Origin of the sequence: Fastidiosipila sanguinis (assembly GCF_002998295.1) — a bacterium.
Classification (GTDB): Bacteria; Bacillota; Clostridia; order Saccharofermentanales; family Fastidiosipilaceae; genus Fastidiosipila; species Fastidiosipila sanguinis.
In genome coordinates this window covers 1,175,121-1,187,359 of the sequence record NZ_CP027226.1, presented here as the reverse complement: position 1 = coordinate 1,187,359, position 12,239 = coordinate 1,175,121, and the positions used below count along the sequence as shown (strand labels likewise).

The window sequence follows — 12,239 nt, the reverse complement described above, 5'->3', positions numbered from 1 at the left end:
ATTCATACGAGAATTTAGAAGTGCTTTTAAATCTGTTTTTTGATATAAATTTTGTTTTTGCCATCATTTACCTCTTTTAAAAATTTCATTTATTTTTAAATAACCATTAGTATCTAGCTGAAGTTCGGAGATTTCAGAAATGTATCTTTTGCCGGCTGAATTTCTTTGAATATGAATAAGAAAATCGAAAGCGGAATAAATATGTCTTAAAATGCTTTCGTATGGAAGAGAACTAGCATCCAAAATTAGATCTGCCAGTCTATAGACCATGCCCATGCAGTTATTAGCATGGATGGTACACATAGTTCCAGGGTGTCCAGTTTGTGTGGCTTTTAACATAGAATAAGCATCGGCTCCTCTTACTTCTCCAATAACAATTCTGTCCGGTCGCATTCTTAAAGACTCTTTTATTAAATCATCTAAATTTACACTGTTCTCAGGATATAAATAATCTTCATGTGTAATTAGCTTTACCCAGTTTTCTTTATCCTGCAGCTTTAGTTCTGGAGAATCTTCTATAGTGACAATTCTTTCGTTGCTTGGAATAAATTTTGATAGGGTGTTTAAAAGAGTAGTTTTACCTGAGCCTGTTCCTCCGCCAATCATAATGCTCTTCTTATTTAATATTGCTTCCTCAAGAAAATTTGCTATGTCTTGATTCAAAAAATCTTCGGCAATTAAATCTGACATCTGAGGTTTTATGCCAGTAAACTTTCGTATGGTTAGAATAGGCCCCTCTGGAGCAACTGGCCGTATGGCCGCATGAGCTCTGGAACCATCAGGCAAGCGTAAATTCGCTGTAGGCTTAGAGAAGGATAAATGGATATTATGTTTTGAGAAAAATGAAATAATAATACTTTCTAGCTCTTCTAAGCTGTTGAAGGATAAATTACTTGAGAATAACTTACCTGACTTCTCATAGAATATTTTATCCGGCCCATTAACCATAATTTCTGTGATGTTGGGATCATCTAATAAAGGCTGAAGAATATCTAAACGACGAAGCTTATTGAATATATCTTTGCGCAATTTTTCAATATCATTTATTGCTAGTCTGGATTTAACCGAGTATCTGTTAATGTTCCAAATTATTAATTCATTTAATTTTTGGTCATTAAGATTCGGTGAGTTAATAGCATCTGAATAAACTTTACTTGATATCTCTTGATAAATTTTATTGTAGTCATAGTTTTGCTTAAATATATTTTCGGAGTTTTCATTGGTTTTATTTAAGCTCTTGTGCTTGTAATTTTCTTTATTTGAAAACCTTAACATTTAATAAATACCTCAATCTTCTTATTTAGTTTTTATTTCATAGGTGGAGTTTTTGGGTAAGTTGGCAACTAATTCGGAGACGTATTTATCATCTGCCTCCTGAAAATCAGCAAGATAGATTCTAAGATTTTGACTGAAACTACTTAGAAGCAGATTAATCTTGTGTGGCATGTTAATTGAGATTAGGTACAATTCCCAATTATCTTTGTAATTAGTATCAAGCCAAGATCTAATTAATTCTATTGTTTCTCGGACAAGGCTATCGGAAGCGAAGATCCAATCGTCATGGTTTTCCGTTAATGTAAAACGCATAAGATTAGGTGACAATGGTGATATTTCAATATATTGTCCCAGCTCATTAACATCGAAATTTCTTAATGAGATTTTTAATAGCATCTTACTTATACTTAAAGACATACTTTCTTTATTCTTAGAGAATAAATTGTCAGGACCTAAATTGAGAATGAATTTATGCTTGTTTTTAGAAACGTTTGATATTTCTTTAGCGATATTTTGCAATAATATGCTGGAATTTTCTTCAATTAAGAAAGTTGATATCAGGTTAGAAACAAAATAGTTTGGGGATATTTCTAGTATTTTTGCTTCTATGACCTTAATAAACATTTTAATTGGTGAAAATCTACTTAAGCTACTTGTAGGACTATTATTATCCAATTCAGATCTAAAAGGATTCTCTGATTTAATCGAAATATAATAGTTTTCTGGCTTATAGCTTGGATATTGATCTTCTGAAAATAAATCTATAGTTTCTAGCTCATCGCTTTCTTCGATATAAAGAGGAATTGTAATAGCAATTACTTCAATAGTCTGAAAATACTCACGTAACTTGGTAGCTAAACTTTCTCCGTAACTAAGGTCTTGGTCAATAATTCTTATTTTAATTTTCATGATAACCTCCTTGTGTAAAAGCTTATGGAAAACAGGAGAGTTGAAGTGGGTAAAAATAACTACAAAATGTAAAAATATGTGAAAAATGATTCTATAAAAACATAAAAGACTAAAAGGTATTGACGAATTTTTATATAGTGCTAGAATAGCAAATAACTTATCCAGAGAGGTGGAGGGAAACGGCCCGATGAAGCCCAGCAACCAGCTTGAGAAAGTAGTGGTGCTAATTCCGCTGAGTATAGAGTAGCTCAGAAGATAAGGTAGATATTGATTTTGCGACCTTATCCATTCTGGGTAAGGTTTTTTATTTGCCAAAAAATAAATATAAAGATAGTGAAAAAGGAAAAGGAGAAATAAGTTATGTTAAAAAATTATGTTTTTACATCGGAATCAGTAACAGAAGGACATCCAGATAAGCTAGCTGATCAAATTTCTGATGCGATACTAGACGAATTCTTACGTCATGATCCAAAGGCTAGAGTAGCATGTGAAACGCTATTAACTACTGGACTCATACATATTGCTGGCGAAGTAAGTTCTACTCATAAAGTAGATTACGCTGAGGTTGCAAGAGATGTTATCAAGGAAGTGGGATATGACTCTTCTGAATTAGGTTTAGATTATAGAACTGTAGGAATTATAACAAGTGTGGATACACAGTCGCCAGACATAGCTAATAGTGTTGATAGTGCGGAGGATAATGCAGGTAGCCTAGGTGCAGGGGATCAAGGTATGATGTTTGGTTACGCAAGTAAAGAAACTCCAGAGTTTATGCCTTTGCCAATCGTATTATCACATAAATTATCTAGACAATTAAGCAATGTGAGAAAAAGTGGGAAATTGTTGTATTTAAGGCCAGACGGAAAGACCCAAGTTAGTGTTAAATATGAAGCAGGAAAAGCAAAGTATATTGACACAATAGTAATTTCAACTCAACATGACGAAGAAGTTAGTAGAGAGCAATTGAAAAAAGATATTCTTGCTTTTGTAATTGAGGCAGTTATTCCTGAAGAATTAATAACAGCAGAAACAAAAATCCATATTAATCCTAGTGGAAGATTTGTTATAGGTGGACCTCAAGCTGACGTTGGATTAACTGGTAGAAAAATTATTGTAGATACATATGGTGGTTGGGTAGCTCATGGTGGAGGTGCTTTCAGTGGTAAGGATAGTACTAAAGTAGATAGATCTGCTAGTTATATGGCACGATATATTGCAAAGAACCTAGTAGCAGCAGATGTAGCAGATGAAATTTCCATTGAAATCGCATATGCAATAGGAAGAGCTGAACCTGTATCAATTTTTATAAATACTAATGGAAGTGGAAAAGTTGAAGATGAAAGAATAATAGAAATAATAAAAGAGAATTTTGACTTAACTCCAGATGGAATAATTAACACTCTGGGTTTAAGGAATCCAATCTTTAGACAAACTTCAACTTACGGACATTTTGGTAGGACAGATATTGATTTGCCTTGGGAAAAATTAGATAAAGTTGATGATATAAAAAGGTCACTAGCACAATAAGGTAAATAACTGTAAATAAAGGAGAGTAGAGCAGTTTGAGTAGAAGCTTAGAAAGAGTTTCAGGAAGAAATAAAAAGATTGTTAGTAGAATTTATAAAGGCCTACGAAAATCGTTAAAAGAGTTTCTACCTACTGCTTGTGCTCTTTGCTTGAAAAATATAAGTGCAAATAAGTTTCCAAGAAATATTTGTGATAAGTGCCTTGGTAAAGTAAGTTTAAGAGATGTCAATTCCAATTTATTTTTTATGGAAGATCCTGCGGAAGCTAGATTTAATTTTAAAAGCATAAATGTAAGCGAACAATTTAATTCTTATTATCAAAATTATACGAATAATTTTTATGTTTTTATTTGTACATATTACGATGAGTATTTAAAAAATATGATTAGAAACTTGAAATTTCATGAAGGGCTTGAATTTGTTCCAGTTCTTGCTGATTTGATTTATTTGGTTTTAGAAAGAGCCAGAAGATGCTCATCAAGAGAGTTTAAAGAGGTTTTGAATTTTGATTACATTGTACCATTACCTTTACATAAAAAACGATTTTATGAAAGAGGATATAATCAGGTTGAATTAATTGCGAAAGAGTTAGCAAAGTTAACAGGCAAAGAAGTCATCAATTGTTTAGTCAGAATAAAAAATACAAAAAGACAATCTGAAATGAAGAGCAAAATGGAGAGATTAAAGAATGTAGAAAATGCTTTTACCTTCAATGATACAGCTGTTATAATAGGGAAGAAGATTTTACTAATTGATGATGTAGTTAGTAGTGGTAAAACTCTGTGGGAAGCAGCTAGTGTACTTGCGCAAAATGGTGCGGAGGTTTTTATATTAGCAATAACAGGTAATCAGAAAGAGAACTACATTTGACTAAAATAAATAAGGAGTAGATTTCATGAAAGAGTATAAAAAACTAGAGTTTGGAAAAACTAAGGATGGAGAGAAAGTAGATCTTATTGTTTTAGAAAATGATTTAGGTGATAAACTAGAGCTTATACCATATGGAGCTAGGATAGTAGCTTTGAAGTTTAATGAAAATGGTACTGAGAGAAATATAGTTTTAGAAAGAAATTCTGTTAAAGATTACGAAAATGGCGGAGGAAGCTTAGGTGCTACTGTTGGACCAATAGCAAATAGAATCAAAAATGCAGAATTCAGATTCCAATCCAACTTATATGTTATAGAAAAAAATGAGGGTAACAACGTTGTTCACTCCGGTGATTTAGCCTTAGACTATAGACTTTGGGATATTGATGAAGTTAGTGATCATGAAGTAGTTTTCTCAATAAGAGTTAACGAAGATAACTATCCTGGAGATTTGAGAATTAAAGTACGCTATAGTTTCTCAAATGATAGAAAATTATATATTGATTATGAAGCTACAAGCTCTGAAGATACATATGTAAACTTAACTAATCATAGTTACTTTAATATCAGTGATGCTGAAACTATTAAAGGTTTATTCTTTGAACTTAATGCAGATTTCTACACACCAATAGATGATGAACTAATTCCTACAGGTGAAATTGCTAAAGTTGAAGGAACACAATTAGACTTTAGAAAATTGAAATCTCTTAAAGATTATGTAGAGCATGGAAAAGAAATGTTCCCAGCTACTAAGGGTATTGATCATAATTTCGTTCTGAACAAAGAGGAAAGAAATGAGCTAAGCTATGCAGCTAGACTAGTTGATAAAGAAACTGGTAAACAGTTAGTCTGCTTTACAGATTGTCCAGGGATTCAAGTGTATACTGCAAACTTACTAGATGATTATGAATGTGATTCAGGTAGAAAGTTAGGTGAGTTCGCAGGTATCTGTTTGGAAACTCAGTTTTTCCCTGATTTTGTAAATAGAGCTCATTTCCCAGCACCATTACTAAAAGCAGGAGATGAGTACAAGAGCTCTACAGTATATGTTTATACTGATTGGAAGGAAGATTTCGAAGAAGAGTAGGTTCAAAAATTTGATTTGCGTGTTATAATAATAGTGCCTAGTAAATGTTACTTGTTTTGGACCTTCATGACATAATTAGGGAGTTCGGGTTAGATAGGAATAATGCCGAGCCCGCACGATGGGATGGCAGAAGACCTACGCAGGACACCCACCTTACTTAAAGTAAGGTGTCAAAAGAGTAGCATTGCTAGGTTTTATTATGCGATTTTTATTCTGGAGGTTGAAAAGTGATTATATATAATACAATGGCAAGAAAAAAGATGGAACTAGTTCCTTTAGAAGAGAACTTGTTTAGAATTTATGCATGTGGACCAACAGTCTATAATTATTTCCATTTAGGTAACGCCAGACCCCTAGTAAACTTCGATACATTGAGAAGATATTTAAAATATAAAGGCTATAAAGTTAAGTTCGTTCAAAATTTTACAGATATCGATGACAAAGTAATAAACAGAGCTAATGCAGAAAATAAAAGCATTAGAGAATTGAGTGATTTTTATATACAAGAATATTTCAAAGATGCTGATGGTTTAAATGTTCAGAGAGCAGATGTTCATCCTCGAGCAACTGATAATATTCCAGAAATGCTAGAGCTAATTGGAAAATTAGTGGAGAAAGATATAGCTTATGTTGCTAATGATGGTGTTTACTTTGCAGTTGATAAATTTCCTGCCTATTTGAAACTTTCAGGTTTTAATAAAGAAGATCTTTGGGAGAATGTTCGTAAGGAAGAAAATGTTGAATCTGGGAAAAAATCTTCTAGTGACTTTGTGCTTTGGAAATTTAATAAACCAGGTGAGCCAAGCTGGGAGTCTCCATGGGGAGATGGACGCCCAGGCTGGCATTTGGAGTGTTCTGCAATGAGTCAAAAGTATTTAGGAGAAACTTTTGATATCCATTGTGGTGGTAAAGACTTGATTTTTCCACATCATGAAAATGAGATAGCACAGAGTGAAGCTGCAAGTGGAAAAGAATTTGCTCGTTATTGGATGCATAATGGATTTATCACTGTAGATAATGAAAAAATGAGTAAATCTCAAAATAACTTTTTCCTAATTAGAGAAATTGCAAATGAGTATGGGTACATGCCAATAAGGTTGTTCTTATTAAACTCACATTATCGCTCACCTATTAATTATTCTATAGACATGATTCAGTCTTCTAAATCAGCTTATGAAAGAATTAAGAACTGCTATAAGAACCTGAAATATACTTTAGATAACTTTAAGGTAACTGAAGAGAATTCTGAGAGTTTAGAAGAATTTAATCACTTGCAAAAGCTTTATCAAGAAACAAAAGAACATTTTGAGAGGGCAATGGATGATGACCTTAACACAGCAGATGCTTTAGGTGCAATTTTCGAGCTGGTTAAAGAAATAAACATTGTTCTTGAAAATCCTAAGTCTAGTGAAGGTCTAGCGTTAATTTTCTCCTGCTTAGAAGAATTGACAAATGTAATAGGATTGAGCTTTGATGAAGAGAATGATATTCCGGAAGAGATATTAGAACTAGTTGAAAAAAGAACTCAAGCTAAAGCTGAAAAGAACTACCAATTAGCTGATGAATTAAGAGATGAAATAGTCAGTAGCGGTTATAAACTTACAGATACAGCGCAGGGAACAAAGGTAGAGGTGGATGCTTAATGGATTTTCCTGATGCTCAAAGCATAAAAGAATTACCAATCCAGGATTTAGCGTATGTTGGAGACTCTGTATATGAGTTGTATATGAGACAACGTTGTTTATTGAAGTACAAAGTAAAACCTTCTAAACTACATGGAATCGTAATTAAATACGTTAATGCTAATTACCAGGCTGAAGCAGCAAAAGCTATTACGGAATATCTTACCGAAGAAGAAAATATTATTTTGAAGCGAGGACGTAATGCTAATCCTGGAACAAAAGCTAAGAATGCAAGTATTGAGGACTATCGTTTAGCTTCGGGATTGGAAACTCTAATAGGATATGTATATTTGCATCAAAATTTTTCTAGATTAGAAGAGCTAATGGATATGATTTTTATAAAGGATGAATTAAATGAGAGAGAATAATAATAGGCAGGAATCAGGTAGAAGATCTAATCGAAGAGATTCAGACAATAATAAATATATTGCTAACAGAAATAAGAAGCATAATAGCTCCTATTCTAATCGAGAAAAAGATAGTAGAAAAAATAATTTTAAAGATATTGACATTCAAGATGAATCTAGATTGGAAGGAAGAAATTCTGTTGTTGAAGCCCTAGATAGTGGCAGAGAGTTTAACAAGGTTTGGTACTTAAAGTCTGATAATAAATCAATGGACGATAGATTAGCAAGTATAATTAATAGGCTAAAGCAAAGTCAGACTGTTCTTTATCCTGTAGATAGAAAAACATTGGATAGGATGTCGAAAACAGGCTCTCATCAAGGTATTATCGCTCAAGTGGCTGCTCATGAATACGCAGAAGTTCAAGATATTTTGGAGTTAGCTAAAGAACGTGGCGAAGATGCCTTTATTATAATTCTAGACGAAGTTCAAGATTCACAAAACCTGGGTGCTATTTTGAGGACAGCAGATGCAGCAGGAGTACATGGAATTATTATTCCTGAAAGACGTTCAGTAACTTTAGATGCAACAGCAGCTAAGACTTCAGTAGGTGCGATAGAGCATGTTAAAGTTGCTCGAGTTTCAAATATGAATCAATGCATTTCAGAACTTAAAGATCAAGGTATTTGGGTTGCAGGGCTTGATATGGATGGTGAGGATATATTCGCATCAGATAAATTAAGTGGACCGATTGCTCTTGTTGTTGGAAATGAAGGTAAAGGTATTAGACCTAAGGTAAGAAAGAGTTGTGATTTTATTTTGGAAATTCCTATGATAGGTCAAATCAATTCATTGAATGCTTCAAACGCTGCGGCTATATCTATGTATGCGGTCTATAAAAGTAGAAACTATTAAATTAGACAAAACATTATTGTTAGGCAAAACATTATTATTGACAAGGCATTTTTGAAATATTAAATGAGGTAATTGATGATATCTGGAGAAAAAGGAAATAATTCAGATTTTAATAATTTATCAAATAAAAACGATGAAGAGCTTATAGAATTAGCAAAACTGGGTGAAGATAAATATTTGGAAATATTACTGGAAAGGTATAAACCCTTGATTTTAAGTTTGGCTAATAGGTATTTTATCCGTGGGCAAGATAGAGATGATGTTATTCAAGAAGCAATGATAGCTTTGTTTAAATCAATTCAAGCCTTTGATGCTGAAAAACAAACAAGTTTCGCAGCTTTTGTGAAGACGACAACACAAAATCATATGATAGATTCAATTAGAAAATCTGAGGCTAAAAATAATAGAGTTCTGAGTGATGCAGTTTCTATAGAAAATATGAAGTTTTTTATTGAAGATGAGCAAGCTGAAGATTTCGGTATTCATGAAGAAGAGTTGCAAGACCTACTGAGCAATGAGAGCTTTAAAGCGAATTTTTCTGATTTGGAATGGCAAGTTTTAAATTTAAGATTGTTTAAATTAAGTTATAATGATATTGCCAAAGAACTTGATGTTAAAGAAAAAGTTGTAGATAATGCTTTACAAAGGATAAAGCAGAAGTTGAAAAAAATATTTGAAGATTAGGGGAAAACTAAGCCTAGAAAGTATATTAAGTTTACTATGTATACTAAATTTACTAAGTTTACTAAGTTTACTAAGTTTACGTTGGAGGATTAAATGAAAAAACTCTCAGGAGAATCTTACATAATTATAGTTATTATAGCTGTAATAGTGTTAACGGTTTCTGCTGTCGTGTTTTTTAGATATCTTGAAGATAATGCAAAAAGTGATGTTACAGTTAATTCTTTTGAAAATTTAACAAATGTAAGCACTACTGAAAGTACAAGTGAAGCTCCAACCCAAGATCCGGAACTGCAACACGCAGTAGCATCAAGTACAAATGATATTTTACAAATGCTTTCTCAGAGCATAAATAATCCTGAAAATGCTGATGACATATATAAGCAATTCACAAAGGAACAGCTTAATGGTTTGTCCTTAGAAGAATATAGAAGTTATGTTTCTATGCTGAATGAGATAGTTGGTGGTAAAGTTTTATCCTACTCAACTATGCAATATTCAGAACGTAAAACAATCAAAGACTCAATGTTGCAACATAATGAAGTTTATAAAGAGTTAATTGACTCCGCTAGTTTTCACTACTTAGAATTTAAAAAGAATAACGAAAATGGTAAAATTCCTATTTTATTGAGTCAGAAAAAAGATGGGAAAATCTCTTTACCTAAACAATGGGTTATAGGAAGCCTTGAACTGAGGAATTTTGCTGTGCTTTATTTTAGTACTATTAAGGATTCGAATTTTGAGAACTTATATAGATTGACCTACTCATACGACCTTAATGATGAAGTCAAAATCAAGAAAACTAATGAGTTATTAGATTTTTACAAAAATAAAGTTCTCACCAATATTATTAATAACAGTACTATAGTGGATATAAGGATGGATGCAATTACCTTTTCTTTAAGTGTAGATCCTAATAAAGTGGACTTGAATAGAGAAGTTACATTAAGTTCAAATTTAGAATCTGCCAATGTTGTTACGGAAAATATTGATAATGATGTGAATGGTACTGAGAATTCAGAAAATAATTTCGAAAATACAGAAAAAAATGAAAATCGCTATAACCGTCATATAGTCAGGATTGTTAGAGATAAAGATAAAATAGTCGTTAAAGATGCTGTTCCAAGTAATAGCTGGAAAGTAGACGCTATTTTACTCAAGGGAAATGAGAGTTATTTAGCAATTGGCGAGGAATATACTTTTTCGGATTTAGTAAAAAAATTTGGAGAGCCAAAAAATCAGTCCATACAAACTATAGGAAATTTTAATCAGGAGAAAACATCATACTATTCAGTAGAATTTAAAGATTTGAAAATTATCCTAGAGGGAAGTGTTAAAGAAGATTTATCTGAAGCATCAAAGTTTAAAGTTATTGGTTTTGAAACTGATTCTGAAGAGTTTAACTTGGGTGGTAAATATTTTGCTAAACAAGCAGTAAAAGATTTATTTAATGTGTATTTATATATTGATACTTTAGACTTTTCATATGTAGACGCAAATGATAATGTTGTTAAATTGCTATCTTCTGATCTCTTAAATTTAGATGGAATAAGAGTTAGAAGCAAAGAATATAGTGACATGATAGATTTGGCCAATAGTGTCACGGAAAATCCAATTGATCTAAAAGAAATTACAAAGACTAAAGAGACTAGTACGGTGGACTAAGTCTAGAGAAAATCGTTCATGAATATTTACTTTTGAGGAGTGTGTTTTAGGAACTAATGAAAACGGTATCCTTTTACGATTACAGGATAAATATTTCCAAAAACGAAAATGAACAAGACCAAAATTTTTTGAATCTTGTTCATACCTATATTAGTGGCAATGAGCTAGTAATTAAGGAAAAAGGTACATCATATATATACTCTAAGATTAGAATAGATGACGGTAAGTTGATTATTACAAATATTTGTAGTCTAGATTTCTCTTATGAAAATAAAGAACTATTCTTTAAACTTCATAAAGCTGCTCCAATTGAACATATATCTTATGAGAAGGATGAAAAAAGAAAACGTTACAAGTTTTATAATACAGTTAAGCTTGATAAACGTATTGTTAGAGGATTTCGTTCATTTAAAATTGATTTACCGATAGCAATTGGAAATTTATATTCAAATTCTTCTTTATCTGTTCTATGTGGTGAAGAAGTGGGAGAAGTTCTAATTATTGATAAGACTGGTTCGAGAGACTTTATTATCAATAAAGAAATAAGTTCATATATTATTGAAGATGACAAATTAAAAGCTGATTTTATCGTCCCTCATTTAAGGCGTGATTTTGCAAATGCTGTAGAAGAAACTGATATAGAATTAACTGATGATACATTTTTCAAGAATAATAAAATTGAACTAGGCAAAGATATGCAGATACTAACTAGTGAGAGTGGTAATAAAGCTATCTTATTACAAGACCTGAACCTTGATATACGAAACTTGTTAGTTGGAAGATTAGAATACAATCATATGACTTCAAAACTTTTTGTTCAGGATTATTATTACTGTGCATTAACAATTAAGAACAGTATCATTTCATTCTATGGAAGTAATTTTTATCCAGAAGGTTTTATTGAGTCATTATTTTCAGGTGAAAGTAAAAATATAGAAATATACTCAAGAAGAATAGAATCTAAAGACCTCAGAATCATAGAGAGTTCCGATAGTATAAAGATAGTAAATGAGCAGAGTCCAAAAGACTCGTTTGCTCACATTTATGTACAAGATGAAAATGAGATTCGTATTTATATCAAGAATTGTACTTTAGAAATATCAAAAGATAGTATTGTTTTCAGTGAAAATTAAGCCTAAAATAAGCCCAGAAAAAATAAAAAGCCTGCAACCATAGATGTTACAGGCTATTGTGGTGCACCCGACAGGATTTGAACCCATGGCCTTCTGATCCGTAGTCAGACGCTCTATCCAGCTGAGCTACGAGTGCATAAAATTTAATTAGCAT

11 protein-coding genes, 1 tRNA gene and 1 riboswitch are annotated in these 12,239 nt (G+C 32.1%); of the genes, 9 read left to right on the top strand and 3 right to left on the bottom strand.

The genetic code is table 11. The annotated features are described in order from the left end of the window. Positions 1 to 63: 63 nt before the first annotated feature. Positions 64 to 1,275 (bottom strand): TadA family conjugal transfer-associated ATPase, encoded by a 1,212-nt coding sequence (locus tag C5Q98_RS05165; protein ID WP_106012592.1) that lies wholly within the window; start codon positions 1,273 to 1,275, stop codon positions 64 to 66. A 21-nt stretch (positions 1,276 to 1,296) separates the two neighbouring features. After that, positions 1,297 to 2,184: a hypothetical protein gene (locus C5Q98_RS05160; RefSeq protein WP_106012591.1), complete on the bottom strand. Its 888-nt coding sequence runs from the start codon at positions 2,182 to 2,184 to the stop codon at positions 1,297 to 1,299. Between the two features lie 154 nt (positions 2,185 to 2,338). Then, positions 2,339 to 2,446: riboswitch (SAM riboswitch) on the top strand. A 98-nt stretch (positions 2,447 to 2,544) separates the two neighbouring features. Here C5Q98_RS05160 and metK point away from each other — a divergent pair. The 9 genes from metK (at position 2,545) to C5Q98_RS05115 (ending at position 12,085) form a co-directional block, all read left to right on the top strand. Continuing rightward, the gene (gene metK, locus C5Q98_RS05155) at positions 2,545 to 3,711 is read left to right on the top strand and encodes a methionine adenosyltransferase (protein WP_106012590.1); all 1,167 of its coding nucleotides are present in this window, start codon (positions 2,545 to 2,547) and stop codon (positions 3,709 to 3,711) included. Positions 3,712 to 3,746: 35 nt separating this feature from the next. After that, a complete protein-coding gene (locus C5Q98_RS05150) occupies positions 3,747 to 4,580 on the top strand; it encodes a ComF family protein (RefSeq protein WP_106012589.1) in 834 nt (277 codons plus the stop codon). A 25-nt stretch (positions 4,581 to 4,605) separates the two neighbouring features. Next, positions 4,606 to 5,664 carry an aldose epimerase family protein gene (locus C5Q98_RS05145; RefSeq protein ID WP_106012588.1) on the top strand — a complete coding sequence of 353 codons (1,059 nt, stop codon included), beginning with the start codon at positions 4,606 to 4,608 and terminating at the stop codon, positions 5,662 to 5,664. A gap of 227 nt (positions 5,665 to 5,891) precedes the next feature. Beyond that, the gene (gene cysS / locus C5Q98_RS05140) at positions 5,892 to 7,307 is read left to right on the top strand and encodes a cysteine--tRNA ligase (RefSeq protein WP_106012587.1); all 1,416 of its coding nucleotides are present in this window, start codon (positions 5,892 to 5,894) and stop codon (positions 7,305 to 7,307) included. After that, on the top strand, positions 7,307 to 7,714 hold the full coding sequence (locus tag C5Q98_RS05135) for a Mini-ribonuclease 3 (protein WP_106012586.1): 408 nt from the start codon (positions 7,307 to 7,309) through the stop codon (positions 7,712 to 7,714). The genes cysS and C5Q98_RS05135 overlap by 1 nt, the downstream gene beginning before the upstream one ends. Continuing rightward, positions 7,701 to 8,606 carry a 23S rRNA (guanosine(2251)-2'-O)-methyltransferase RlmB gene (rlmB, locus tag C5Q98_RS05130; RefSeq protein ID WP_106012585.1) on the top strand — a complete coding sequence of 302 codons (906 nt, stop codon included), beginning with the start codon at positions 7,701 to 7,703 and terminating at the stop codon, positions 8,604 to 8,606. Before C5Q98_RS05135 ends, rlmB begins: the two co-directional genes overlap by 14 nt. Before the next feature lie 75 nt (positions 8,607 to 8,681). Beyond that, positions 8,682 to 9,290 (top strand): sigma-70 family RNA polymerase sigma factor, encoded by a 609-nt coding sequence (locus tag C5Q98_RS05125; RefSeq protein WP_106012584.1) that lies wholly within the window; start codon positions 8,682 to 8,684, stop codon positions 9,288 to 9,290. A gap of 93 nt (positions 9,291 to 9,383) precedes the next feature. Then, positions 9,384 to 10,952, top strand: coding sequence for a hypothetical protein (locus C5Q98_RS05120; protein WP_106012583.1), 1,569 nt, complete (start codon positions 9,384 to 9,386; stop codon positions 10,950 to 10,952). A 56-nt stretch (positions 10,953 to 11,008) separates the two neighbouring features. Further along, positions 11,009 to 12,085 carry a hypothetical protein gene (locus C5Q98_RS05115; protein WP_106012582.1) on the top strand — a complete coding sequence of 359 codons (1,077 nt, stop codon included), beginning with the start codon at positions 11,009 to 11,011 and terminating at the stop codon, positions 12,083 to 12,085. A 59-nt stretch (positions 12,086 to 12,144) separates the two neighbouring features. Here C5Q98_RS05115 and C5Q98_RS05110 read toward each other — a convergent pair. Then, positions 12,145 to 12,221, bottom strand: a tRNA-Arg gene (locus tag C5Q98_RS05110). Positions 12,222 to 12,239 lie beyond the last annotated feature (18 nt).

Coding starts and splice junctions, on each gene's coding strand:
- C5Q98_RS05165 (WP_106012592.1), bottom strand. CDS start 1,275: ATGTTAAGGTTTTCAAATAAAGAAAATTACAAGCACAAGAGCTTAAAT.
- C5Q98_RS05160 (WP_106012591.1), bottom strand. CDS start 2,184: ATGAAAATTAAAATAAGAATTATTGACCAAGACCTTAGTTACGGAGAA.
- metK (WP_106012590.1), top strand. CDS start 2,545: ATGTTAAAAAATTATGTTTTTACATCGGAATCAGTAACAGAAGGACAT.
- C5Q98_RS05145 (WP_106012588.1), top strand. CDS start 4,606: ATGAAAGAGTATAAAAAACTAGAGTTTGGAAAAACTAAGGATGGAGAG.
- C5Q98_RS05135 (WP_106012586.1), top strand. CDS start 7,307: ATGGATTTTCCTGATGCTCAAAGCATAAAAGAATTACCAATCCAGGAT.
- rlmB (WP_106012585.1), top strand. CDS start 7,701: ATGAGAGAGAATAATAATAGGCAGGAATCAGGTAGAAGATCTAATCGA.
- C5Q98_RS05125 (WP_106012584.1), top strand. CDS start 8,682: ATGATATCTGGAGAAAAAGGAAATAATTCAGATTTTAATAATTTATCA.
- C5Q98_RS05120 (WP_106012583.1), top strand. CDS start 9,384: ATGAAAAAACTCTCAGGAGAATCTTACATAATTATAGTTATTATAGCT.
- C5Q98_RS05115 (WP_106012582.1), top strand. CDS start 11,009: ATGAAAACGGTATCCTTTTACGATTACAGGATAAATATTTCCAAAAAC.